General features: G+C 64.2%; 23 protein-coding genes. 14 read left to right on the top strand and 9 right to left on the bottom strand.

Annotation, left to right across the window (positions count from 1 at the left end):
• Window positions 1-80: 80 nt before the first annotated feature.
• The 3 genes from SU48_RS01120 to cobA all read right to left on the bottom strand — a co-directional run bounded on the left by SU48_RS01120 (window position 81) and on the right by cobA (window position 4,680).
• The gene (locus SU48_RS01120) at window positions 81-1,241 is read right to left on the bottom strand and encodes a tetratricopeptide repeat protein (RefSeq protein ID WP_064013640.1); all 1,161 of its coding nucleotides are present in this window, start codon (window positions 1,239-1,241) and stop codon (window positions 81-83) included.
• A gap of 504 nt (window positions 1,242-1,745) precedes the next feature.
• A complete protein-coding gene (locus tag SU48_RS01115) occupies window positions 1,746-2,954 on the bottom strand; it encodes an HD domain-containing phosphohydrolase (protein ID WP_064013639.1) in 1,209 nt (402 codons plus the stop codon).
• A gap of 202 nt (window positions 2,955-3,156) precedes the next feature.
• Window positions 3,157-4,680 (bottom strand): uroporphyrinogen-III C-methyltransferase, encoded by a 1,524-nt coding sequence (gene cobA / locus SU48_RS01110; protein WP_064013638.1) that lies wholly within the window; start codon window positions 4,678-4,680, stop codon window positions 3,157-3,159.
• 745 nt (window positions 4,681-5,425) lie between these two features.
• Here cobA and SU48_RS01105 point away from each other — a divergent pair.
• The gene (locus SU48_RS01105) at window positions 5,426-6,451 is read left to right on the top strand and encodes a transposase (protein WP_064013637.1); all 1,026 of its coding nucleotides are present in this window, start codon (window positions 5,426-5,428) and stop codon (window positions 6,449-6,451) included.
• A 475-nt stretch (window positions 6,452-6,926) separates the two neighbouring features.
• Here the strand turns inward: SU48_RS01105 and SU48_RS01100 are convergent, their stop codons facing one another.
• Entirely contained in the window at window positions 6,927-7,130 is a 204-nt protein-coding gene (locus SU48_RS01100) for a hypothetical protein (protein ID WP_064013636.1), read from the bottom strand.
• A 121-nt stretch (window positions 7,131-7,251) separates the two neighbouring features.
• Between SU48_RS01100 and SU48_RS01095 the strand changes: the two genes are divergently transcribed.
• The 8 genes from SU48_RS01095 (at window position 7,252) to bshB1 (ending at window position 15,586) form a co-directional block, all read left to right on the top strand.
• Window positions 7,252-8,814 (top strand): phytoene desaturase family protein, encoded by a 1,563-nt coding sequence (locus SU48_RS01095; protein WP_064013635.1) that lies wholly within the window; start codon window positions 7,252-7,254, stop codon window positions 8,812-8,814.
• Window positions 8,811-9,755 carry a carotenoid biosynthesis protein gene (locus tag SU48_RS01090; RefSeq protein WP_064013634.1) on the top strand — a complete coding sequence of 315 codons (945 nt, stop codon included), beginning with the start codon at window positions 8,811-8,813 and terminating at the stop codon, window positions 9,753-9,755. Before SU48_RS01095 ends, SU48_RS01090 begins: the two co-directional genes overlap by 4 nt.
• 40 nt (window positions 9,756-9,795) lie before the next feature.
• A complete protein-coding gene (locus SU48_RS01085) occupies window positions 9,796-10,452 on the top strand; it encodes a lysophospholipid acyltransferase family protein (RefSeq protein WP_064015766.1) in 657 nt (218 codons plus the stop codon).
• Window positions 10,453-10,502: 50 nt separating this feature from the next.
• Entirely contained in the window at window positions 10,503-11,561 is a 1,059-nt protein-coding gene (locus SU48_RS01080) for a glycosyltransferase (protein WP_064013633.1), read from the top strand.
• A 73-nt stretch (window positions 11,562-11,634) separates the two neighbouring features.
• Window positions 11,635-13,053: a phytoene desaturase family protein gene (locus tag SU48_RS01075; RefSeq protein ID WP_064013632.1), complete on the top strand. Its 1,419-nt coding sequence runs from the start codon at window positions 11,635-11,637 to the stop codon at window positions 13,051-13,053.
• A complete protein-coding gene (locus tag SU48_RS01070) occupies window positions 13,043-14,218 on the top strand; it encodes a cytochrome P450 (RefSeq protein WP_064013631.1) in 1,176 nt (391 codons plus the stop codon). Before SU48_RS01075 ends, SU48_RS01070 begins: the two co-directional genes overlap by 11 nt.
• 102 nt (window positions 14,219-14,320) lie before the next feature.
• Window positions 14,321-14,842, top strand: coding sequence for a GrpB family protein (locus tag SU48_RS01065; RefSeq protein ID WP_064013630.1), 522 nt, complete (start codon window positions 14,321-14,323; stop codon window positions 14,840-14,842).
• 9 nt (window positions 14,843-14,851) lie between these two features.
• Complete coding sequence (bshB1, locus tag SU48_RS01060) at window positions 14,852-15,586, top strand: bacillithiol biosynthesis deacetylase BshB1 (protein WP_064013629.1); 735 nt, start codon at window positions 14,852-14,854, stop codon at window positions 15,584-15,586.
• Between the two features lie 154 nt (window positions 15,587-15,740).
• Here the strand turns inward: bshB1 and SU48_RS01055 are convergent, their stop codons facing one another.
• Window positions 15,741-16,907, bottom strand: a complete 1,167-nt coding sequence (locus tag SU48_RS01055; RefSeq protein ID WP_064013628.1) for an MFS transporter — start codon at window positions 16,905-16,907, stop codon at window positions 15,741-15,743.
• 178 nt (window positions 16,908-17,085) lie between these two features.
• Between SU48_RS01055 and SU48_RS01050 the strand changes: the two genes are divergently transcribed.
• The 3 genes from SU48_RS01050 (at window position 17,086) to SU48_RS01040 (ending at window position 20,283) form a co-directional block, all read left to right on the top strand.
• A complete protein-coding gene (locus SU48_RS01050; protein ID WP_064013627.1) occupies window positions 17,086-17,463 on the top strand; it encodes a hypothetical protein in 378 nt (125 codons plus the stop codon).
• Window positions 17,464-17,829: 366 nt separating this feature from the next.
• On the top strand, window positions 17,830-19,269 hold the full coding sequence (locus SU48_RS01045; protein ID WP_082869591.1) for a 3' terminal RNA ribose 2'-O-methyltransferase Hen1: 1,440 nt from the start codon (window positions 17,830-17,832) through the stop codon (window positions 19,267-19,269).
• Between the two features lie 33 nt (window positions 19,270-19,302).
• Window positions 19,303-20,283, top strand: a complete 981-nt coding sequence (locus SU48_RS01040; protein ID WP_197474660.1) for a type 2 periplasmic-binding domain-containing protein — start codon at window positions 19,303-19,305, stop codon at window positions 20,281-20,283.
• Here SU48_RS01040 and SU48_RS13805 read toward each other — a convergent pair.
• Window positions 20,232-20,552: a YkgJ family cysteine cluster protein gene (locus tag SU48_RS13805; protein WP_082869793.1), complete on the bottom strand. Its 321-nt coding sequence runs from the start codon at window positions 20,550-20,552 to the stop codon at window positions 20,232-20,234. The two genes, SU48_RS01040 and SU48_RS13805, sit on opposite strands and share 52 nt — an antisense overlap.
• 59 nt (window positions 20,553-20,611) lie before the next feature.
• Complete coding sequence (locus SU48_RS01035) at window positions 20,612-21,706, bottom strand: pyridoxal phosphate-dependent aminotransferase (protein ID WP_064013625.1); 1,095 nt, start codon at window positions 21,704-21,706, stop codon at window positions 20,612-20,614.
• Window positions 21,707-21,840: 134 nt separating this feature from the next.
• Here SU48_RS01035 and SU48_RS01030 point away from each other — a divergent pair, with 134 nt between their 5' ends.
• Together SU48_RS01030 and SU48_RS01025 are read left to right on the top strand one after the other, a co-directional pair.
• Window positions 21,841-22,494: a TetR/AcrR family transcriptional regulator gene (locus SU48_RS01030; protein ID WP_064015764.1), complete on the top strand. Its 654-nt coding sequence runs from the start codon at window positions 21,841-21,843 to the stop codon at window positions 22,492-22,494.
• 70 nt (window positions 22,495-22,564) lie between these two features.
• On the top strand, window positions 22,565-22,888 hold the full coding sequence (locus SU48_RS01025) for a hypothetical protein (protein WP_064013624.1): 324 nt from the start codon (window positions 22,565-22,567) through the stop codon (window positions 22,886-22,888).
• Window positions 22,889-22,968: 80 nt separating this feature from the next.
• Here the strand turns inward: SU48_RS01025 and SU48_RS01020 are convergent, their stop codons facing one another.
• Complete coding sequence (locus tag SU48_RS01020; RefSeq protein ID WP_064013623.1) at window positions 22,969-23,616, bottom strand: SRPBCC family protein; 648 nt, start codon at window positions 23,614-23,616, stop codon at window positions 22,969-22,971.
• Between the two features lie 119 nt (window positions 23,617-23,735).
• Window positions 23,736-24,596: a KPN_02809 family neutral zinc metallopeptidase gene (gene ypfJ, locus SU48_RS01015; protein WP_064013622.1), complete on the bottom strand. Its 861-nt coding sequence runs from the start codon at window positions 24,594-24,596 to the stop codon at window positions 23,736-23,738.
• Between the last annotated feature and the right edge of the window lie 332 nt (window positions 24,597-24,928).

The raw sequence follows: 24,928 nt of genomic DNA, 5'->3' as shown, positions 1-24,928 counted from the left end.
GATGGGCGTGAGCGTTAGAGATTTTGACTCTAGACTTTGGAAACGATCCTAAAGATTAATTTCACATCTTCACGATCCACTTACTTGCCTTGTTGTGCCAGCCGCAAAAAGTACGCGCTGCTCTTGTCGTTGGGGTCAAGCTGCACCGCCTGTGCATAGGCCTGCGCCGCGCCGCCAAAGTTGCGGGTTTCGTAGCGGGTACGGCCTAACCATGCCCATGCTTTGGCATACTTGGGGCTGAGGGTGGTAGCTTCCAAAAAGCCCGTCTCAGCCGCCGTTTTATCGCCTGCCGTGTAGCGGGTATATGCAGCGCGGAAGGCCTGCACTGCCCGCAGGCCCACACTCGCGCCTTCCTGCGCCACCGAGAGGTTGTAGCGGTCTGCGGCAGTGGCGGTGGGGAGGGCCGCCGCGCCCGTGTAGGCCGCCAACGCCGCCGGTGCGTCTCCCAGCTCAAGGGCCAGTTTGCCCGCCTCGCGCCACGCTTCGGCAAAATTGGGGGCGTCAGCGGCGGCCTGCTGGAATCCGGCCAAGGCTTGGGCTTTGCGGCCCGCATCCAGCTCGCCATAAGCACGGCTAAAAGCGCGGGTGGCGGCGGGGCCGTAGCGTCCGGCACTCTGCGCCAGCGCCCGGAAGTAGCTCAGCGTTTTGTCGGCGGGTTGCAGCACCAAGGCCCGGTCATAGAGGGTCTGGGCCTGTGCATAATTCCCCGCTTCCAGCGCCGTGCGTGCGGCCCAGGTGGTACAGGGCACGCTGGCCGGGTCTAGTTTCAGGCAATTGGCGAAAAATGCCGCCGCCTGACTGGGCTGATTGCGCGTGTAGGCCGAGTAGCCGAGGTTGTACTGCACGCTGGCCGCGCTGGCCGTTTCTGCCGCTGCTGCCCCGTTTGGTACGGCGCGGAAGTACGCTTCCCAACCCAGTTCGGCCTGCCGCCAGAAGCCCACTTCGGTATAGATTTGGGCACGCAGACGCAGGTAATCCGGATTGCTGGGCGCGGCTGCGACGGCGCGTTCTGCGGCAGCGGCGGCCCGTTTCCAGAGGTCTTGGTCGATGCTGGCGCTGCCCTTCGGATAAGTGGCGCGTGCTTTGGCCGCCAAATCGCCCGCTTCGGCTGCTGCCTGTGCCGCCGTCTGGGGCGTGGTGGCTGTCGTTACGGTGGGCGTCGCAGTAGGAGTGGCGGTTTGGGCTTGCGTGCCGCCGAGCAGCAGGGCTGTCAGGATCAGGGTGGTTCGGGTAAGGGTCATGGGGTCTCCGGCGTAACCTTGACGGGATGAGGATGGAAGTCGGGCCAGCACTGTTTTGGTCAGCATAGGCAGCGCAGATGAGGCCGCCTCTGCTTCAGCTTCAGGCGGTCTTGGGGGTTTGGTGGGTTTGCGGTCAGAAAGGGGTTAAGGTTTGGGTCAATGGGTGTGTCCTACGTGGCACTCCCCCACCCCCCAGCCCCCGCCCCCACAGGGGTCAGGGGAGCTAAGCGCTCCGCTCGGGAGGATTGATCTTGTCGCGTTTTAAGTCGGCTAGATCGTTCTTTTGAAGCGGAATTGCCAGTTTATTCCAAGATGGAATTGGCCCGCGCGTTTCACGCACGACGGCCTCACACGGAGTTGGGCGGGAACGTGGTGAGGTGGCGGTGACTGGTTTTAACTCCCTCTCCCCTTGCGGGGGAGGGTTGGGGAGGGGGGAAGTGAGCGTTAGCGATTGCCCTTCCTTAAACCCTCAGACCCTAGACCCTTAGATCTTCTCCAATCAGCTCAAGCGCCGTCCAGTAAACCCAAAAATGCCCGCAGCACTTCCGGGTCAAAATGCGTGCCAGCCCCGTCTTCCAACATGGCTTTGGCCTGAATCAGAGAAAAAGCGGGGCGGTAGGGACGGTCATGGGTCAGGGCGTCGTACACGTCTACTACGGCAAAGATTCGGGCCAGCAGTGGAATTTGCGTGCCGTGCAAACGGTCTGGGTAGCCGCCGCCGTCCCAGCGTTCGTGGTGAGAGCGCACAATTGCCAGCGCTCCGGCGGGCAGAGTGGGCAGGCGGCGGGCCAGCGCTTCGCCCAACACGGTGTGGGTACAAATCAGGGCGCGTTCTTCGGGCGACAGGGGGCCGGGTTTCAGCAGCACGCCGTCGGGCACGCTCAGTTTGCCCAAGTCGTGCAGATACGCACCCTGACGCAGGGCGTCCTGATCGTCGGCGCTCAGGTTCAGGGCCGCCCCAAGGCGTTCAGCCAGCGCCACCGTGCGCTCCGTGTGGCCCTGCGTCTCAAAGTCGCGGGCTTCCAACGCCATGCCCAGCGCCAGCATCGCGCCCTCGCGGGATTCGGCGGCGCGGCGTTCCTCGTGCGCACGCTCTAGGGCCAGCGTTCCGGCATTGGCAAAAGCAGCCAGCAGTACGCGGTCTTGGGCCGTAAAACCCGGCGAGATTCGGCCCAGCGTCAGCACGCCCAGCACTTGGCGGTCTTGGGTCAACAGCGGCGCGAACATCACGTCCTGATCGGGGGCGTTACCCACCCGCACGGCGTGAGCGGGCAAATCGTGGGCGGGAAGATGAAGGACAGCTCGGCCCAAGCACGCCGTTCTTCCTCCTGCCGCTGTGGTTTCCACTGCCAACCGCTCGGCCTGTTCTATGGCCTGCCACGACAGCCCCTCGCCGCGCCGCAGCACCCAGCCCAACGCCTTCGCCCCCGGATCGGTAAATTGCTCTCTGGACACCGTAGAAATGGTCAGCGTATCGGCCTGAGGATCGAAGCGCAGAAAGTAGGCGTAGCGGGCAGCCATCAGTTCCACCACGCCCAGCGTCAGGGCTTCTTCCACTTGCGTCGGCGTGCGGGCCACCAGCAGCGCGGCATTCAGCTCCAGCAGCGCACTCAGGGCGGCATGTTCGGCAGCAGAGTCGGCGGCGGCGGCAGAAGGCGGCAGTTCATACGACTCTTCAGGGGCCACAGACCGCCCTGAAGCATTGAAGGTCATTGGACGCTGCTCCTGACGTTCAGACAGAAGGCTTGTGACCCCAAATGCCTACAACTGAAACCAGGCAAAACAGGCCGCTGCATAGGCACGAGCTTGGCAGAAATGTTACAGATGCCATGCGAAAAATTTGGTGTACAGCACGGATTACCCCCCAATTGACAAGTTTTTGTCCGGGGATGATGGCCGACCCATGAGGAGGCGCTCAGAGTTCAGTCAGGATGGCCCGCGCTGCGGCGTCAGCCAAGGCTTCCAGTGTGGCCGCGTGCGCCACCGTGACGTGCATGAATCCGGCAGCGCGGGCAGCGTCGGCGGTTTGCGGCCCCATCGCTGCCACCCTAAAGCCCGTACCTGCCACCTCTGCCAAAAACCGCGCCGCACTGCCCGACGCCAACGTGACCACATCGGCCCGCAGCAGGGCTTGCTGCGCTCTGGGCGTCAGCGGGGCGGGTTCGGTACGGTACAGCTCGGCCCGCGTATAGGTCAGACCACGTGCTTCTAGGGCATGCTGCAAGTCGGCTTCGGCCAGTTGCGAGGTCAGGTGCAGGGCGGTGTCTCCCGCTTTGGTGAGAAGCTCTGCGCCCAAGTGCCGCGCTCCCGGCGTACTCGGCACGAAATCGGCCCGAATGCCCCGCACCGCCAACGCCCGCGCCGTGCTGGGGCCGACTGCCGCCACGCGCACGCCTGCCAAGTGCCGCCCGTCCAGCCCCAACTGCTCTAGGTGCTCGAACAGGGCCGACACCGCCTGATTGCTGGTGAGCAGCAGCCACGACACGCCCGACAGATCGCGCAATTGGGCATGCAGGCCCGCAGCATCGGCGGTGTCGGCAAAGCGGATCAGGGGCACTTCCAGCACGCTGGCCCCGCGTGCCCGCAATACGCCGCTGAGGGCGCTGGCCCCTTCCCGCGTGCGCGTGACCACCACTTGCCGCCCGGCCAGTGGACGCTCTGAATGTTCAGTTTCGACGGGCGGCGTGAACCAGTTCAGACTGTCGCGCAGGCGCACCACTTCGCCCACTACCGTCACGGCGGGCGCTTCCAGTCCGGCAGCCTTCACTTCGGCGGCAATGGTCGCCAGCGTGCCCACCGCCACCCGCTGCCGGGACGTGGTGCCCCACTGCACGGTGGCGGCGGGCGTTTCGGGGGGTCTGCCTGCGGCGATCAGGTCGCCAGCAATCTGATCCAGATTCCGCACGCCCATCAGCAGCACCAGCGTATCTGCACCCGATAAGGTCGCGTAGTGCGCCCCACCTTCCTGCGTATTACCCGTCAGCACGGCAAAACTGCGGGCCACCTCGCGGTGAGTGACCGGAATGCCCGCGTAGGCCGGGGCCGCGATAGAGCTGCTGATGCCCGGCACGATCTCGAAGGGCACGCCCGCCCGCGCACAAGCTTCGGCTTCCTCGCCGCCGCGCCCGAACACGAACACGTCTCCGCCCTTCAGCCGCGCCACCCGTTGCCCGCCGTTGGCGAGTGCCTGCTCCACAATCAGCGCATTGATCTGCTCCTGACTGATGTACTCCGAAAAGCCCTTTTTGCCCACGTAGATGGTGTGGGCGTGCGGCGCGTAGTTCAGCAATTCCGGGTTGGCGAGGTAGTCGAACAGCACCACGTCGGCTTCCTGAAGCGCCGTCATGCCCCGAATGGTCAGCAGCCCCGGATCGCCCGGCCCGGCCCCGATCAGGGACACGAAGGCGCGGGCAGAGGCAACGGGAGCGGAAGCAGTCATATCGCTACAGGCTAAAGGAGCAGGGGCGGGACAAATGCGGGAGAGTTACGCTCCGGCCTAACTCCAGATTTTGGCCACTTTAATAACAGCGCAAATGCCCTTGCAAAGAAAGGCGGTTATTTTGCAGGCAAGCTATCTACACACGTTACTATCCCTTACTTTTGCTAAACGCTCGCCAAAGGGTTAAACCCGCCACAATAATGCTGGATGCGATTAAGCCAGCGTAGTGGTCAAAAACATTGCCAATTATTGCAAATATCGCCAAACCTAATAGAAACAATCCAGTGCCTATAGCAATCTTTTTTAACATCAGCTATCTCCCCAAATTTTACGGTTTTACATTATAATCATTTATGATGCATCGCTTAAGATAGATTACAAGAACAGCTTACCCTGAGATTTTAATCAGAGTAAGCTCCATAAATTGCTTATACTTTAATAGTGGTACTCAGCTGTGGCAACATTTGTAATGAACCCACTAGGCCCGTTGGATGCCACTGGATTGGACACTGCGGTTGATGTTTGCCCCGTGGGTTTCGGGCTGTGGTTTTGAGGACTGTCACCTTGGAACGTCGCTCGCATCAGAATTGCACCCAACTGACATCTTACGAGTTTTCAAAACGATGTCTGGAACGCACTTTTGGCCCCATAGTGGGGTGTGAACCCAAAAGAACCGCGCTCCAGACGCCTGTATTCTGACATCCTCACGTGCTTTTCAAGGTCGCAACATCGAGCCTCGTTTGAGGTGTTCCTCGATCTATTGCTGGATGGTTCTGGCCGGCCTTTGCCAGAACGGGCCACCGTGAAATCACCGGCAGCGATCAGCCGGTTTCTGAATCACGCCGCGTGGAACACCCGGCAGTTCTGCCGGGTCATGCGCCAGCATGCCCTGCAACTGTTACAGCATGAATGGCGACTTCGGCCTCATCAGCGACCTCGCCTCGACCTGCTGGTCGATTTGACCAGCTTGGAGAAAAGTGGCAAGTTCGCTGACCTTGACGACTGGATGCACACCTTCAACAGTGTTCATGGCGTCCATCTGGTGGTGCTGTATCTGTGTTGTGGTCAACTCCGGTTGCCTTGGGCCGTTCAGGTGTGGCGGGGCAAAGGAACGCCCTCACCTGCACAACTGGCCCTGAAGTTGCTCCGTACCGTTCCCCCTGCGCTGCTGTCAGGCAAGCGGCGTCCCCGTCTGCATGCAGATGGGGGGTTTGAGAGCATCGAATTCATTCAAGGTGTGCTCGCTCACGGCCTCGACATCGTGGTGGGTGTCCGGTGTACACGCAAGCTCGAGGATGGCCGTCAGGTGCGCGATCTCATGGTCAGAGGCGATTTGGTCAAGCCCACAGGGCTTGACCAAATCATGTGTGTCTCCTGGGTCTGGCTGCACCGCAACCAAGAGCCGGAACAACGCTTTGTGATGTCCAACCTCAATCTCGGCGGCGTGTATCTGGCACGGGTCGGGAAAGGGCGCTGGCGGATCGAAGCCTTCTTCAAAACCATCAAGGGGCGCTTTGGACTCGAACGCTTTGCTCAACACAGCAAACAGGGCGTATTTCGCTGGTGGTGCCTCTCCACGTTGGCCTTTTTCCTCTGTCATTTCCAAGATCTGGATAGCCCCGTGAGGACACCACAGGTCTGGCCAGATTGGGGAGACTTGGCGAGAACCCTACGGTTCTCGTTCGTTCCAGAGGTGCGTCGCCAGGCACTTTTACTCGAGTTAGCTGCCCTCGACGCCTTCCAGCACGCACAAAACTGCGTGAAAACTTAAATCGTAAGATGTCAGCCAACCTATTGGCAGGTACAGTTGCAGACTCAACGACAAATGTCCCAATCTTTTGAATAATTTCGAGATAGCCGCCCCCACCGATCATTTCTGCTTCTTCGATATTAAGTTTTTTTAGCATTTGATACCCACCTTTTATTTTAATTCTTTGAGGCTTTCACTATGATTGAGTAAACTAACTTTACGCCACTCAATTTAGTGAATGAAATGCCCGCTGCACTTCACTGCTTTAATATATACATCGTATAGCTTTTTTGAGATATGTCTTTAGTTATATGTCTTTAGTTATATATGCCTATGCGGCGTTTTGTGCTACCCTGCCTGAAATTACAATTCTGTAACCATCTAGTTTTCGACCTGTCTGGCCGATTGCAGTTCCGAGGCCGGTCAAATTTGTCTTGGGGGAGAGGCAACGTAAAAGTCACACCCCAAGTCTGTCACGGCTGAGTTGCGGCGGCGCCTACTTCTTCTGCGCCTCTTTCGCCTTCTGCCAGCCATACGCCCGCACAGCGTCTACCGCGAACCACACGGCCAGAATCAGGCCGATTGCGCCTGTGACCCAGCTTTCGGCACGCAGGGCAAAGAAGGCCGCCACCGCGCAAGCGAGCGCCAGCAACACACTGAACAGCAACACTAGGTGGGGGGGCACGCGGCGTCCGAACATAGGATCAGGATACGGTGCCCAATGTCACGGGATTCTGTCTAGCTCTACAGGAGCGGGCCTCTGGTGGCTGAGAGATTCCTGACCGTTCGGCCCCGCCCGCCGTGCCACACTGACGCGAAAGATGCCTGACTTTGACGTGATCGTAATGGGAGCCGGACACAACGCGCTGGTGACGGCGGCGTATGCGGCCAAGGCGGGCCTGCGGGTAGGCGTGTTCGAGCGGCGGCATATCGTGGGCGGGGCCGTGAGTACCGAGGAACTGGTGCCCGGTTATCAGTTCGACTACGGCGGCAGCGCCCACATCCTGATCCGCATGACGCCTGTGGTGCGCGAGCTGGAACTGACCCGGCACGGCCTGCACTATCTGGAAGTCGACCCGATGTTTCACGCCTCGGACGGAGAAACGCCGTGGTTTATTCACCGTGACCCGGAGCGTACAGCGCGGGAACTGGACAACCTGTTTCCGGGGCAGGGCGAGGCGTACAGACACTTTCTGGACGAATGGACGCCGTTTGCCCGCTCCGTAGCCGACTTGTTCAACTCTGCGCCGGGGCCGCTGGACATGGGCAAGATGATGGTCAGCAGCGGCAAAGGGCGCGACTGGCAAGCGCAACTCTCGCGCATCTTGCGGCCTTACGGCGATGTGGCCGCCGAATACTTTACGGAGGAGCGGGTGCGTGCGCCGCTGGTGTGGATGGCCGCGCAGAGTGGCCCGCCGCCGACCGACCCCCTCAGTGCGCCGTTTTTGCTGTGGCACCCGCTGTACCACGAGGGCGGCGTGGCCCGGCCCAAAGGCGGCAGCGGCGGCCTGACCAAAGCCCTGCGGCGGGCCATAGAAGCCGAGGGCGGCCAAGTCTTCGTGAACGCCCCGGTAAAACGGATCGTGGTGAAGGGCGGCAAAGCGCAGGGAATAGAGCTGGAAAACGGCGATATGTACACGGCCAACGCGGTGGTGTCGGGCACGCACGTTCTGACCACCGCCGCCGCCCTGCCCGACGAACACGTTCCCGCAGCGGCCCGGCAAGTGCGCGTGGGCAACGGCTTCGGCATGGTGCTGCGCCTCGCCCTCAGCGAAAAGGTGAAATACCGCAACCACACCGAACCCGACAGCCGCGTGGGGCTGGGCCTGCTCATCAAAAATCAGCAGCAACTGATGAAGGGCTACGGCGAATATCTGGCCGGAGAGCCCACCACCGACCCGCCGCTGATCGCCATGAGTTTTAGCGCCGTGGACGACAGTTTGGCCCCTCCGGGCGGCGAAGCCCTGTGGCTGTGGGCGCAGTATTACCCCTATCAACTGTCTAGTGGCAGTTGGGAAACGCGCACCGCCGAGGCCCGCGAGAACATCTTGAACGCCTTCGAGCATTACGCGCCCGGCACCCGCGACACCATCGTGGGCGAGTTGGTACAGACCCCGCAGTGGCTGGAGACCAATTTGGGCCTGCACCGGGGCAACGTGATGCACTTGGAGATGAGCTTTGACCAGATGTTCTCGTTCAGGCCGTGGATGCAGGCCAGCCAGTACCGCTGGCCGGGCGTGAAGGGGCTGTATCTGACCGGGGCCAGCACCCATCCGGGCGGCGGCATCATGGGCGCGTCGGGGCGCAATGCCGCCCGCATCGTGGTGAAGGATCTGACGCAGCGCAAATGGCAGAATCTGGGAGCGAGGTTGGCCTCCAAATGACGCCGCTGCTTCGGCGCGGGCTGCTGGCTTTCGCGGCGCTGGGTGTGGCTTTTGCCGGGGCCTTGGCGGTCATGGCTGGACTCGTGGGCGGCTGGGCTGGCATTGCGGTAGGCGTGCCGCTGGCGGGCGTGCTGGCACTGGCGGGCGATCAGGTGGGGCCAGCGTTTGCACCCACACTGCGAACCCGCGCCGCTGAACTGGCCGCCCAGACTCGCCCGTGGATGGCCTTCCTCGCCCTCTACGTGCTGCTGAAAGTGCCCGTTCCGCTGTGGCCCGAAGGCTTTTCGTTGCTGGGCCTGCTGAGTACCGGGGCGCTGTTTGTCTCTGCCTTCCTGTACGTGCAGGAGAAGGAAAACGCGGCCAAAGCGGTGGCGATGGCGGCAATGGCCTTCGCGGTAGGCCTCGGCATAGAGGTGTTGGGCAGCCGCACCGGGTTTCCGTTCGGGGTGTATTCGTATGCCACCGCGCCCGCGCCCACAGTGCTGACCGTGCCGCTGATCGTGCCGCTGGGCTGGTTCGCCTTTACGCTGGCGGGGCTGCTGCTGGCCGGGGGGCGGGCGTGGCTGGCGGGCGTGCTGCTGGCCCTCTGGGACGTAGGATTAGAGCCGCTGATGACCGCCCAGCGCTACTGGCTCTGGAACGATCCCGCGCCCGTGTGGGCTGGTGCGCCGATTCAGAATTTCGTGGGCTGGTGGGCGGTAGGCACGGCCATTGCTTGGACATTTATGCGGATTGCGCCGAACATGTTCCGGCGGCAGGAACGCAAGCCTACGTTTGCCCTCGCCTACCCCATCGAAGCCTTCTTTTTGCCGGGGGGCTTGGTGCTGGTGGGCAGATATGTAGAGGCGGGCGTGACGTTGGTGGCGATGTTGCTGGGGCTGGGTTTGGCGCGGCTGCTGCGGCAGGAGCGCGGGCAGGCGGCGGGCGGCCAGCGTGCCTGAGCGTCTGCCCAAAAAAGAAGCCCATGCCTGGGCGACGTGGATGGTCAGGCGCAGCATTCGGCGCAGCGTGCAGGGCCAGTTGGCGGGCGTGTGGGTGCGCGGCAACCTGCCCCCCTTCTGCCCCACAGGTGGCCTAGCAGGCGGCGCGGTGCTGGCTCCCAACCATCATTCGTGGTGGGACGGCTATGTCGTGCTTGAAGTGGCGGCGTGGGCTGGGGCAGACTTCCGTGTGCTGATGACACCGCATCAATTGGGCCGCTTTCCTTTTCTGCGTCGGGTGGGAGCCTTGGCCGCCGCACAGGTGCGCGAGGCGGCCCGTTTTGCCCACGCCGGAAGCTGGATGGTGGTCTTCCCCGAAGGCGCGGTTCGGCCCTCTGGCCCGCTGCAAGAAGTCCGGGCAGGCGCGGCGTGGGTGGCCCGTACCGCTGGCGTGCCGCTGGTTCCGGTGGCCCTGCGCGTGCTGATGCGCGGCGGTCAGCAGCCCGAAGCCTACTTGCGCTTCGGCTCCCCTGTTTCAGAGGCGTTGTTGCCCCAGGCCATCGCGCGGGAACTGGCCCTGCTGGACGCCGAACTGGCCGACTCCGACCCCGAACAACCGCTGGCCGGATACCTGCGTGTGTGCGGGCGGCGCGTAACCCCCGACGATCCGGTGGCCCTGCCTGCGCGGATGCTGACGCGGATCACGGGTGACCGATGAAGGGTGCTCCTTCAAAGCGCGACTGGGGGCGGGTTTATCGCTCCGTGGCAATGGGATTCATCGTCAGCAAACTGGTGGTGATGGCGGTCAATGCCGTCACGTTTCCCCGGTTGCGGCCCCGGCCCCTGCCTGCGGGCGGCCCCCGCGTGTCTATTCTGATTCCGGCCCGCAACGAGGCCCACAACCTGCCGCGCACGCTGCCCGGTGTGCTGGCGCAGGGCGCACACGAAGTCTTGATTCTGGACGATCACAGCACCGACGGCACGGGCGAGCTGGCCTGCCGACTGGGGGCGCGGGTCATTCGGGGAGAAGACTTGCCCGAAGGCTGGTTCGGCAAGCCTTGGGCCTGCGACCAACTGGCGCGCGCTGCTACGGGCGACATCCTGATTTTCACCGATGCCGACGTGACGTGGGGGCCGGGGGCGCTCGGCGCGGTGGTGCATCAGTTGGAAGCGAGTGGGGCAGACCTGCTGAGCGCCCTGCCCAGGCAGGACAACCAGACCCCCGGCGAGCGCCTGCTGACGCCGTTGGTCGACCTCGTGGTGCTGTCGTATCTGCCTTACCCGGTGCTCAAGTTGCCTTTTCCGGCGGCGAGTGCAGCCAACGGGCAACTGATGGCCTTTCGCCGGGACACCTTCGAGCGTGCGGGCGGCTACCGCTTGGTCAGGAACGAGGTGCTGGAAGACACCCTGCTGGCCTCCCGCCTGAAAGCGCAGGGCGGACGCTTGGCGATGGCGCTGGGCGGCGACTGCATCGGCGTGCGGATGTATTCCTCATACCCGGAATCGGTGCGCGGCTTCGGCAAGAATTCGCTGCCCCTGCACCTCAATTCCCGCGCCCTGATGACGGTGGCCCTCGCCGGACATTTGGCGGTGTACACGCTGCCTTGGCTCTTGCCATCAAGTTCGTCTGGAGGGGCTGCCCTACGCCTGCTCCGGTTTGCTGGACTGCTGGAACGTCCACTGACCAACCTGATCACAGGCCGCCGCAAGCCCGCTGACTTGGCCGAAGGGCTGCTGGGGCCGCTCACCCCGCTGCTGGCCCTGCCCGTGTATCTTCGCGCTATGCGGCGGCGGGTGACTTGGAAGGGGCGGGCGTACAAGCAATGAAGGGTGTGTGGGACGAGTGTAGAAGCTGGAACGTGGATCGTGAGGAAGGCGCAGTACCACGTTCCGGGCGGCCATGACGCCCAAACACGTCATCGTCATCGGTTCCGGCTTCGCGGGCCTCGCTGCTGCCCTGCGCTTGGCGGGGGCAGGCGTGCGCGTGACCGTGCTGGACAGCCTAGACCGCCCCGGTGGCAAGGCGGCGCTGGGCTATCCGGAGTTTTCCAGCGGGCCAACGGTGGTGACTATGCCGCACCTGTTCCGGGCGCTGCACGAGCGGGTAGATTTGCCTTTGCCAGGGCTGACGGCGGCGCGGCCCACCACCATCTATCACTACGAGGGCGGAGCCGTAAAAGGCCGCACCTTCGCCCCCGAAGCCGTGCGTGTGGCGGGCCTCGATTCCACGCTGGAGCAACTGAGCAAGCGCGAGGCCCACAGCTACAAGCGCCTGCTGAACGCGTCCCGGCAGATGTACCGGGACGCCGCGCCCACCTTCATTTTTGGGCCGCCTCCGGGCCAACTGTCGCTGGGCCGCTACGCCCTGACCCGTGGAGGGCGGGCCGCACCCTGGGCGAAGCTGTCGCAGTACGTGAGGAGTGGGCCACTGCTGACGCCGTTCTGGTTGCGTTTTGCCACGTATCTGGGGGCCGATCCGTACCGCGCTCCTGCCGTGCTGCACAACATCGCTTGGGTAGAGTTGGGGTACGGCGTGTGGCATCTGGAAGGCGGGCTGGGCAAGCTGGCCGAAACGTTGCGCGGCAAAGCAGAGGCGCTGGGCGTGCAGTTCGAGTACGGCACCACCGTGACGCACCTGATCAAGCACGGTGGGCGGGTGCTGGGCGCACACACCAACCGGGGCGCGGTGGCCGCCGACGGCTGGATCAGCGCCGCAGACCGCGCCCTCACGCGGCACTGGCTGGGGCTGGGGGCCGAAACCACCCCGCGCGGCGTCAGCGGATTTGCCCTGCAACTGCGCCTGAAAACGGACGCGGGCCAGTCTCATCACGTCTTTTTTCCCGAACGCTACGCCCGCGAGTGGGCCGATATCCGCGCCGGACGGTTGCCCACCGACCCCACGTTGTACCTTCACACCGATGGGAAGCAGGCCTTCTTGCTGGTGAATGCCCCGCCCCGACCCGACGTGGCCGCTGAACCACACGCTTACGGCGCGTTCCTGCTGCAACAGCTTGGGCGGCGTTTTCCGGCCCACTTGCCCCCGCTAGAGGTGGACGAATGGCTGCCCCTCTCCCCTGCCGATTACGCCCGAACTGCGGTGGGCGGCGCACTCTATGGCCGCGCCCCACACGGCCTGATGGGCAGCCTCCGGCCCGGCTGGACATTGCCGCAGGCCCGCAATCTGCGGCAAGTGGGCGGCACGGTGCATCCCGGCGGCGGCGTGCCGTTATCGGTTCTCAGCGGCTGGAACGGCGCGGGCGACCTGTTGGGCCTGCCTTACGACGACCTCGGCGGAAAGGCGGCGCTGGATGAGGACTGACCTCTCGGCGTTGCCCGAACCGCCCACCCGCCCCGGCAACGGCCACTTGCAAGACTGGGCGCTGCACCCGCTGGCCCTGATCGAAGAAGGCGCGAACCGGGCCAGAGTGGGCGGCCTGTTCCGGCTTCGGCTGGGGCTGCCTGCGGTAGTGGGATTCAGTCCGGCGTGGAACCGGGCGCTCCTGACCGACCTGCACACCTTTCGCAGCGCCGGAAGCTTTTCCAAAGTGGTGCCTTATCTGGCAGGCGGCGTAATCCTCACCGACGCGCCCGCCCACGCCCCCCGACGCGGCATGGTGAATCCGGGCTTTGGCAAACGCCATATGGAAACCTTGAGGGAGCGCGTGCGGGCCGCATTACCCCCAATCCCTGTCGGCGAATGGGACGCCCTCGCTTGGGCCGATACCGCCGCCCTGAAGATGCTCAACGCGGCGTACTTCAGCGGCGAGTTCGATCCCCAGTTGTTGCACGCCTTTCTGGCTCCGCTGCGCCACCCTTTTCCTATTCCGGCTCTACCGCGCCCACTGCTGTTTGCGCGTGTAGACGCAGAATTGCGGCGGCTGGCCCATCAGCGCCTGACGGCTGGCGGCGGAGATGATCTGCTGGCGCTGCTGGCCGCTCTTCCCGGTGGGCTGGAGGAAACGCGGGTCAGCCTCGCGGCAGGCCACGACACCACCACGCACGCGCTGGCTTGGGCGGCGTGGCACCTCGCCCACAGCCCCGAATGGCACGCGCCCGCCCATCACCCCGCCGTGCTGAAGGAAGTCTTGCGCCTGTATCCCCCCGGCTGGATGGGCAGCCGCCGCCTGTCGCGCGATCTGCGGTGGACAACCGCCGACGGGCAAAGCGTGCGCCTGCCACGCGGCACGCTGGCGCTGTATAGCCCCTACCTGAGTGGCCGGGACGCGGCGCTGTGGCCCGAATCAGGTGAATTTCGGCCCCAGCGGTGGCAGGCCGCGCCGCCTGCGTGGGCCTATCTCCCTTTTGGCGGCGGCGAGCGCATCTGCCTCGGCATGCACCTTGCCCACCTGATGATCTTGGAAGCGTTGGCGACGCTGCCCGCGCTGGAGCCTATGCGCGGTAATGCCACCCCACGCCCCGGCGTGACGTTGGGGCCAGCAGGCCCGCTGGTAGTGCGGGAGCGGCTGAAGCATCGGCCTGCATAGCTTGACTGGCCCTGCATACCGCGCTATATTTTTATTTATCAGCGTCCCTTGGGGCGCTCTTTTTGTTGTGATCATAAACCTGCCTGCCCCTACACTGACCCCATGACGCTCGGACTCAAGCGCGGAACCGTCGCCCTTCGGCCCTCATCCGCCGAGTATCCCGCGCTGTTTGAGGAAGAACGCGCCAGAGTCCGGCAGTCGCTTGGTGCGTTGGCGTTAGACATTCAACATGTGGGCAGCACCAGCATTCCCGGCTTGGCAGGCAAACCGATTCTCGATCTCGCGGTGGGCGTCCAAACCTCAGAGCAGATGGACGCTTGCACCCTGCCTTTACAAGCTATCGGCTACACGGCTTTTGGAGACCGCGAAGGCTGGGGCGAGTATTTTTTTGCCAAAGGGAGCGACACTAGACGCACGCATTATGTTCACCTGCTGGCCATCAGCCACCCGAAATGGGCGGACTACCTGCTGTTTCGGGACGTGTTGCGGCGGCGGCCCGACTTGCGTGACCAATACGGCCAGATCAAAGCGGCGTTGGCACAGGCACACGCAGGCAACCGCACGCAGTACACCGCCCAGAAGGGACTCTTCGTGCAGCGCGTGCTTGCAGAGTTTGCCTGCTAGCCTGCCCCCATGACTGTTCTGCCCACCCACCCACCGTTTGAAACCGTGTACGGCGCGGTGCAGTCCCTCGATTGGCTGTGCCTTGCCCCTCACCCCGACGACGCCGAGATTGGCGCGGGCGGCACGCTGATTCGGCTGGCGCGGGCGGGGCGAGCGGTGGGCGTGCTGGAACTGTCGCGGGGCGAGAGCGGCACGCAGGGCACGCCGGAAGAACGGGCGGCGGAATGCGTGGCTGCCGCCGAAATCATGGGACTGGCTTGGCGCGGGCAACTGGGCCTGCCCGATGGAAGCCTCGCCGATACCCCCGCCGGAGCGCAGGCGTTGGCCGCCACGTTGCGGGCGGTGCGGCCCCGCGTGCTGGTGGTACCTCACCACGCTGACCGCCACCCCGACCACTTCGGCACCTATTCACTCGCCAAACGCGCCGTGCATCTGGCCGCACTGAAAAAAGCCGATGTGGCGGGCGACCCCCACCGCGTTTCCCGTGTGCTGCTGTATCAGGGCAACGCCGATATTCGGGCCAATCTGCTGGTAGACGTAGGCGCAGTCATGGCCGACTGGGAAGCCGCCATCCGCGCCCATACCAGCCAATTTAGCGGGGCGTACATCTCGGAAACGGTGACGCCCGAAATCATAGAGCGCCGGAAGGGACGCCTAACGTACTGGGGAACGCTCTTGCGGGTGCGCTACGCCGAGGCGTTTGAGACGGAAGAGCCGCTGTTGGTCGACCCGGAGAGGCTGTAATTGGAGTGTGGTGGGTGGAACGTGGGAAAGGCGCAGGTGGGCAGAAAGATCAGGGTTTTTAGCTCTGAAGTTTGGCAATCTACCTAAAGATTAATTTCACATATCCACGAGCCACGAGCCTACCTTTGCCTTTCCCACTCACCACTGACCACTACTACCCACTCACGGGTTTGGCCCCCAACTTGCGCCCCGGCCACAGGTAATACACCTCAGTCAGCACGAAGACTGCTGCACCGAGGCCAAACACTCCGGCGGGGCCTGCGAGTTGCCACGCCGCGCCGCCCAGAAGGGGGCCGATGGCGTTGCCCAGACTTTCTGTCGCCATGACGGTTCCCCACGCGGCGGCGCGGTGTCCGGTGGGCAGGGTGCGGGCCACCAGCCCATTCCAGCCCGCTATGAATGCGCCGTAGCCCACGCCCAGAATCAGGGCCACCAAGGGCAACCGCTGCGGCAGACCGGGCAGGGCGGCCAAGGCAAAAGCCAGTGCCAGCAGCAACAATCCGGGGGCGAGGGCGCGGCGGGGATGGCTGCGGTCTGCGAGGCGGCCAGCCAGCCACAGGCTCAGGCCGAGGGTCACGCCGAACAGAATGCCGGGCAGAAGAAGGGCCGGGAGGGGCAACTGGAGTCGCGCCAGCAGCGGATAAATCAGCGTGATGACCAGCCCCGGTGCGAGGGTTTGAGCAAAAGCGGCAGGCAGCAGCACCGCCACACGAGACCAGCCCGCCCAAGGGTTCCGCGCCGTTTCTGCTCCTTCTTGCTTGGGCAAATGCAGCCGCCAAAGCGTGAGGGCCAACACCAGTGCGGTCACCTGAACGCCCAGCAGCACCGCCCACGCCGTGTCAGGGCGGGTTTGCATCAGCGGCCCGACCAACAAGATGCCCGCCAAAATAGCCGGAGTCGCCACCAGATTGCTGACCGACAACGCCCGCGCCGTGCGTTTTGGCCGCGCAAATGCCTGAGACGCGCCCATCACGCCCGGCCAAAGTGCGGCATAGGCCACGCCCCACGCCGCGCCGCCCACCACCAGCCACACCGGAGAAGGGGCAAGGCGCGTGCCCACCACGACGGCCAAGCCCAGCACCGCGCCCAATGTCAGCAGTCGGCCCAGCCCCCAGCGCTCGGTGACCAGTCCCAACGGGCCTTTGGCGAGGGCGTCGGCCAGATAGTGTGCGCCGACCATCAGCCCGATCAGCGCCGTAGAAAAGCCGAGGCTGGGGCCAGCCACAGGCAGCACCGACACCACGAAACCCGTGCGAACCAGTTCGGACGCCAGCAGCAGAGCCAAAAGTCTCCACACAGTCAGGGGGCGCGTCCAGAGCATCAGGGGCGATTGTAGCGCCGTCCTCCGCAACAGGCTGACAGAGGGCAGACCCGGCGTAAGGGAATAGTAATGACCATCTCGTTAGACTGCTCCTTAGAAAGCTGCCAGTGCGCTGAGCAGCGGTTTTTTATGCCTGTTGTGTGCCGCCCCTCCCCCGCAGTCAAGGAGTTGCCCCGTTATGAGCCTGTTCGACCCCATCGATTCCGACTTCCAATCGTTCCTGTTCGTGGAATCCGTGGTCTTTCCACAGGTCTTGGCGCTCCCCACACATGAATACGCGCCGGAAGGCGAACTGTATACCTTCTGTTTCGCCAACGGCTACGGTGCCCTCGTGGTGCGCCTGAGCGGGCATACGCTGGCCGACGCCTTTGAGCTGTGCGTGCTGGACTGCACCCAGCAGCCGCCTCAGCCTACCTTCCGCACACCAGTCGCCGCCAGCGTGTTGCCGGGCCTGTCGCATGAAGCTGTAACGCAGTTGTTGGTGCAGGCCGAACAGTTGCCTAGCCACCCAGCCTTGTTGCAGGCGCAGACGTCGCTGCTGGACGAGGTGTTTTAGACAGTGTGTAGGGCGGTCTAAAGGTCTAAGGTCTGAGGAAGGGCAATCGCGTTGCTCCCTCACCACGTCCCCGCCCACAGCCGCGTGAGACCCCAAGGCACGTGAAACGCGCGGGCCAATTCAATCTCTAAGACGACTGGCAATTCGGCTTCAGAAGAAAGAACAAGCCGAGTCTGGATGCGACAGGATGAATCCTCCTCAGCGGACTCGTAGAGCTGGGCAGCAGAGCGACAAACACTCCCCTGACCCATGTGGGGGTGGGGGAATCCAACGTGGAACAAGCCCAAGAACCCCCTCCGCCCTTTGGCAGAGGCGCAGGCCCCGGCGGGCTGTTAGGCTGACCCGCAGAGGAGAACCGACCCTGCCGTGCTGCTGACCCTGACGCTGACCCAACCCGCTGTATCTGACGCTGCCCAAACCGACGCTGCCCAAGCCGACCCCCTCCAGCCTGCTTCCGACCTCGGATTCCTGCTGCACAAGCACCCGGAGCGCGTGCAGACGCAAACGCTGTCGTTTGGCACCGCGTCGGTGTTCTATCCGCAAGTGTCGGCCCAGCGCACCACGGCAGCCCTGCTGCTGGAAGTCGACCCGGTGGGCCTGTCGCGCACGGCCCGCCCCGGTGCCGACCAACAAGGCGGTGCCCCACTCGAACCGTATATGAATGACCGCCCCTATGCGTCGGGCAGCTTTCTGGCGGTGGCCCTGCGCGATGCGTTCGGCACGGCGTTTACAGGCCGCAGCAAGGATCGGCAAGCGCTGGCGGATCGGGCGCTGGCCTTCTCGGTGCATCTGCCCTGCGTGACCGCACGCGGGTCGGAAGACTTACCCCAGCGCCTGTTTGGGCCGCTGGGCTACGCGGTGCAGGCCACGCCCATTCCCCTCGACCCCCTTTATCCCGAATGGGGCGAGCGGCCTTACGTGGACTTGAGGCTGTCGGGGCAGGTGCGGCTGCGTGATCTGCTGGCCCACCTATACGTGCTGCTTCCCGTGCTGGACGGTGGCAAACGGCACTACTTCCTGAACGAAGCCGAAGTCGACAAACTGGCCCGGCACGGCGCGGGCTGGCTGGACACGCACCCGGAACGCGACCTGATTACCCGCCGTTATCTGCGGTTCGCGGCGCTGGTGCGGCAGGCCGAGGAGGGGTATTCGGAGAGCCAGACGGCTGAACTGACAGAACCTACTCAAAGCGCAGCGCCCCGGCCCCGCCTGCACGACGAACGCTTGCAGTGGGTGGCCGAACAGGTGGCGGCCAGTGGGGCAAGCAGCGTGCTCGATCTCGGCTGCGGCGAAGGCAAATTGCTGCGCCTGCTGCTGGAGAAGGCCCAATTTCGGCACCTGCTGGGCATGGACGTCAGCGCCCGCGCTCTGGACATTGCCGCCCGCCGCCTGAATCTGCGCGAACGCCCGGAACTGGCTGCCCGCGTGACCTTGCTACACGGCAGCCTCTCTTACCCAGACTCGCGCCTGAAGGGGTTTGACGCGGCCACACTGGTGGAAGTGATAGAGCATTTGGAGCCGCACCAGATCGGCCCGCTGACCCGGCATGTGTTCGGGGACGCCCGCCCCAGCACGGTGATCGTGACCACGCCCAACCGCGAGTACAACGCAGTGTTTGAGGATGGGGGTGAGGGCATGCGCCACGCCGACCACCGCTTCGAATGGACGCGGGCCGAGTTCGAGGCTTGGGCGGCGGCGGCAGCCGGAGCGCACGGCTACACGCTGACGCTGCACGGCCTAGGCGACACGCACCCCGACTACGGCCCGCTTACGCAGGCGGCAGTCTTCGTGCGCCAAAACGGTTAAACGATGCTGCGCCGCTTGAGCTTGCTGGGCCTTTTGAGCGTTGGCCTCACTTCGGCTCAGACGGTGCCGCCCCTCAAACTGGCGGGCAGCACGCCGCCTTGGATTCCGGGCGCATCGTTCACAGCCCTGCCACCCGAAGCCGCCTTCCGCGAGTTATACGGCGGGCGGATAGACGGCGTGCTGGGCACCTTGCCCGGCCCCCCACCCCCCAAAGGAACCGGAGAACTGGTCAGCATTCCGGTGGGCCTGTTCCCGGTGTCGGTGGTGTACAGCTTGCCGGGAGTGGCCCTGAACCTCGACATTCCGACCCTGTGCCTGATGCTGTCGGGGCGCGTGCGGGAGTGGAATCATGCACGGCTGCGGGCGCTGAATCCGGGGGCGGCCCTGCCCACTTTGCCCGTGCTGGTCAGTGCGCGGGTGGCCCGCAACGGGGTCAGTTTGGCCGCTGCCGGGGCCTGCGTGAAGGCGGGCATGTGGCCGAGGGCGTGGCTGAAATCCAACTGGGTGGCGGGCGCGAGCTTCAGGCGGGCGACGTCGGAGTTGCAGCGGGCCGACCTGACTATTCCCGGCGTGCTGATGGTTCTGGGGCCGCGAGACGTACTGGGCGGCGCACAGGTGGCCCAGTTGCGCTCGCCGGGGGGCGCGTTCGTGGGGCCAGAAGCTCTGACACTGGAGACAGGTTTAGGCAACGCGCCGACGCCCTATCCGGGGGCTTCCCCCTCTCTGCCCGCTGCTCCTTTTCGGCCCCTGCCGCCCGCCACCGAAGTCGGCGCGTACCCCCTGCGCGGCGTGGTGTGGCTGAGCATGCTGAAAGAACAGGCCTACCGGGGACGCCGTGCAGCACAGGCACAAGCCCTAGTCCGCTTGGCCGAAGGCTTGCAAGCTGGAGCCTCAGCCAGCGGACTAGGCGGCGGGTTCGTAGGCCTGCCCCTCAACGCCCGCCCCGCCCTGCGCCTGAGCTTTCAGGGCAAAAGAGTGGAATTGGACGCCTCTGCTTCCGCTTCCAGTCCGTAGATTTCCAGAAAACGGCGCGTGCGTGCGGCCAGCGTGGGCAGCGGCGCAACCTCACCGCAGACCCAATCGGGCGCGTAGTTGCGGCACACAGCGGGGCGCGTGGCGTAGACGGCGCACAAACAACCCGCTCCCAGATTCACGCACGGTACGCCCAACGGCTTGCCCAGCGCGTGAATATCCGGCGCGGCGCAGCAAGCCCCACACGCGCTGCATTCCCGCACCAGCACGGAGCGGGCGGGAAAGGTGGCTGGTGCGGCGAAAGCGTCCATGCTCGTGGAGGGGAGAACGTGGATCGTGGTCAGCTCGTTTCCCACGATCCACATTCTTCTTACCCGATTTCCCCCACCGCCGCGATCAGCGCGTCATTCTCCGCTGGCGTTCCCACCGCCACACGCAGGCAGCCATTCAGTCCGGGCAGGCGGTCTTGGCGGCGCACGACTATTCCGCGCTCTAGCAGATGGCGGTAGGCGGCGTCGGCATCGGGCGTGCGGAGCAGGAAGAAATTGGCCCCACTGGGAATGGGCGTGCAGGTGGGGTGTGAGGCCAAAGCAGCCAGCACCCGCCCCCGCTCCTGAACCACTTCGGCGGCGCGGTGCTGCACGTATTCGGGGTGTTCCAACGCCACTTCCAGCGCGGCTTGCGTCAGGGCATTCACATTAAAGGCCGACACCAGTTTTTGCAGCTGAACCGCCAGTTGCGGGGAAGTCAGCGCGTAGCCCAGCCGCGCCCCGGCCAACCCCCACGCCTTGCTGAAGGTACGCAGGCTCAGGCGGTTGCTGCCCCCCTGTACCAGCGCGCGGTAATCGGTGCCGCTGTACTGGTGGTAGGCCTCGTCGATGACCACGACCCAGCCCTCGGCGGCCTCTACCACGGCCCGCACATCGGCCTCGGCGTCGGCGTATCCGGTGGGCGCGTGCGGCTGGGTCACGTACAGCACGCCGGGCGGGTTTGATTTGAGGGCAGCCTTCAACCCCTCTACAGGGAGTGAAAAGTCTGGATTCAGCGGCACCTGTACCAGCGTGGCCCCCAAGAGTTGGGCCTCTAGGGTATACACGCTGAAGGTAGGGCTGACCGTCAACACCGTTTGGCCGATGCCCGCGAGTTCGGTCAGGAGTTTAATCAGGACGTTGCTGCCCGGCGTGACCACCACGCCCGCCGCATCCCAACCCTCGTAGGCGGCAATCGCGGCTTGCAGGGTGTCGGCGTGCAAGTCGGGATAGCGGTTCCACGGGCGGGCCAGCATCCGCTCCACGGCCTGCGCTTTCAGCTCGGCGGGAAAGTCGTAGGCGCTCTCGTTCTGATCGAGCTTGATAGGGGCGTCTATGGGCGTAAACGGGTAAGCGGGCACGTTACGCACCGCCGCCCGCACGCCGCTGGTAGGCTGTGCAGACACAACATCAGAGAGGAGAGGCGTAGAAGTCATACACGGGTTTTAGCATTCTGCGCCGGGTTTTGCCGTGAAGTGTCCAGCCACCAGAGATGCAGACCAAACGCCCGTTAGGTGACGCGGCGGCGTGCTACCCTGACCCCAATGCGCCCGCCGCGTTCCCCGATGCCATGACGGATTCTTCCAGCCCCCCACCCGCCCCCGCCGCACCGCCTGCCGCGCCCACCAAACCGCGCCGCGAGCAGATTCATGAGGTCGCCAGCCGCCTGTTCTCGGAGCGCGGCTACCACGCGACTTCTATGCGCGATCTGGCGGGCCAACTGGGGATGCAGGGCGGCAGTCTGTACGCCCATATCGCGTCTAAGGACGAACTGCTGATCGGCATCGTAGACCGCGCCGCTCGCCAATTCGACGGCGCACTGTTTACCCTGCGCGGCGACTCCATGCCCGCGCCCGAGAAAATCCGCGAGGCCATGCACCGCCATATTCGCGTGGTAGCCGACAACATGGAAAGTGCCACCGTGTTTTTCCACGAGTGGAAGCACCTGTCGCCCGAAGCCTATACCCGCGTGACCAACTGGCGCGACACCATCGACGCCTTTTACCGCGATCTGGTGATTCAGGGCATCCGTGAAGGCAGCCTGCGCGCCGATCTAGACCCCAAAATGACGGCCAACCTGATCTTGTCGGCGGTGAACTGGGCCTACACGTGGTATCGCCCCGGCGGCAGCATGACCCCGCGCGACGTGGCCGAACAGTACGCCGATATGCTGCTGACGGGTTTGCAGGCGGCCCCGGTGGTGGCTGGCCCGGAGAGAAGATGAGCCAGCTTTTCTCCTTCTCGTTTCACTTGGCTAGAGTTGGCAACAGCACCCACCCTCTACCGGAGCAACCATGAGCAACCCTACCGTCACCGTCAAAATCCGCGACGCCCTGAAATACGCACAGGCCCGCGCTGAAAAATTCAGCCGCACGCAACAACTGGAAATCGGCACCGACTTGTTTATTCGCATCGCCCCCGGTGGGCGGCGCTTCCTGCTGTTCTGCCTCGACGGGGAACCGGACGGGGCCAACGCCCGCGCTATTGCCGCCACATTGGGCCTGAAGGACCCGCAGTACGGCTGGCATCAGGGGGCCACCTTGCGCTCCTTGACGGTGATTGAGGCCGGGTCGGAAGTGGTGGCGGAAGCAGCGGAGACCGAGAAAACGGAAGACTAGCCCACTCTCAAAAAAATAGGACAGGCAAAAGCAAAACAGGGCAAGCCCATTCGGTGCTTGCCCTGCTTCAATTTCGAACCTTAGTTTTTAGGGTTGCTGCCTTCAAACGCGGCCTTGAACTTCTGCAAGTCTTCGGCAATCTGCTGGCTGGGTTCCTCGCCAAACAGCTTGGCGACGGCTGCACCGAGCGGGCCAGCGGGCGGGCGGTAGCTGAGGGCCACGTGAATGCGTGTGCCGCCGGTGGGCATGCTTTCAAACTGCACGCTGCCCGCGTTGTCCACAGTGGCTCCGGGGAGGCTGTGCCAGCCGATGCGCTCGCCGGGTTTATCGTTCACAATTTCAGCTTCCCATTCCACGTGCGTGCCCAACGGAGCCTTGGCGACCCAGCGGCTGCGCTTGTCGTCCAGCACGGTCACGGTTTCCAGGTGACTCATGATGTGGGGCAGGTTGTCCAGCTTGCGCCAGTAATCGTAGACCTGCTGGGCGGGGCGGTCTATGACCACGCTGTGCTCCACGAAAATGGGCTTGGCGGCGCTGGCGTTCCCGCTCAGGCCCGCCGCTGCCATCACCGGGTCGTTGCCGGTGGCGGCGCGGTAGGCGAGGTAGCCGCCCACTGCAGCCATGCCGAGGCCGAGAACGCCGCGTTTCCTGAGACCCATCAGCAACAATGCCCCGCCCGCCGCGCCGCTGATCATGCGGCCTTGATCCATTCCTTCAGTTTTGGTCATGTGTAAATCCTCCGTGGGTTGCAGTGTAGGTGTGCTGGCCGCTGCGGCGGGTGAAGTCTTGCCCAACACAGATTAAGGCCAAGCGGGATTGAGTGCCGCGTAGTCAGATAAGAAAAGGCTCAACTGGCCTTGAAGGTGTCGCACTGGGCCGCGTCGCCGCTGGAGAAGCCGCGCTTGAACCACGTCACGCGTTGCTGGCTGCTGCCGTGCGTGAAGCTGTCGGGCACCACGTAGCCTTGGCCTTGGCGCTGGAGCGCATCGTCACCGATGGCAGCGGCAGTATTCAGCGCCTGCGTGATGTCGGCGTCGGTCAGGTTGGCGGCCTCGCTGCCGCGCACTTTGTTGGCCCACACGCCCGCAAAGCAGTCGGCCTGCAATTCGAGGGCCACGCTGTAGCGGTTGCTTTCGGCCTCGCTGCGGGCCTGACGCTGGGCGCGTTCCACCTGATCGGCAATACCGAGTTCGTTCTGAACGTGGTGGCCGACCTCATGCGCGATCACGTAGGAATAGGCGAATTCGCCGCCGCCACCGAGCCGCTTCTGCATGGTGGCAAAAAAGCTGGTGTCCAAGTAAATCTTATTGTCCAGCGGGCAATAAAACGGCCCCACGCTGCTGTCGGCATTGCCGCATCCACTGGTGGTGCCGCCGCTGTACAGCACCAGCGTGGGCTCGGTGTACACCCGGCCCGACTGCTGGAACACCCCCGTCCAGACCTGATTGGTGCTGCCCAGAATCCGGTCTACGAACTGGAAGCTTTCATCGTTGGCAGGCGCAGAACTTTGAGTCTGAGATTGCTGGGTGGGCGCAGTTTGCGAGCCGCCGCCCAGAATGACGCTGGGGTCTACGCCAAAGAACATGGCGATCAATGCGATGATCAGGCCGCCCACGCCGCCCACCGCGATGCCGCCCCCCGGCAGGCCACCGCCGCCCCGCCGATCTTGCACTCCGCCCCCACTGCTCGGAAGATTTTTCCAGTCCATAACGGCAGTCTCCTTGATGTGGTCGCCGCGCACCCAACCCCTACGCGCACGCTGACGGCAGGGCCGGGACACTGCGCGGCTGTGTGAGGGGCATTCTAGGCCGGGGCGCGGGGCAAAACGCTGACCGCGCCTTTAGGTTGGCCTTTTAGATGGCAGGGTTGGAAGGTGAACCCCCCCGTTGCTCTCGCAACGCCCCCCCTTAGAGGTGGGAACAACAGCTCTTGCGCTCCCCTCAAGGGGGGCTGGCTGCAAAGCAGACTGGGGGGTTTAGGCGCAAAATCCAAAGCAAAAACCCCCTCTCCGCGCAGGAAAAGGGGGCCAGAGAGATTGAA

It is taken from the genome of Deinococcus puniceus, assembly GCF_001644565.1.
GTDB lineage: Bacteria > Deinococcota > Deinococci > Deinococcales > Deinococcaceae > Deinococcus > Deinococcus puniceus.
Note: the sequence above shows the minus strand (reverse complement) of the source record. Positions and strands in the feature narration are given on the sequence as shown.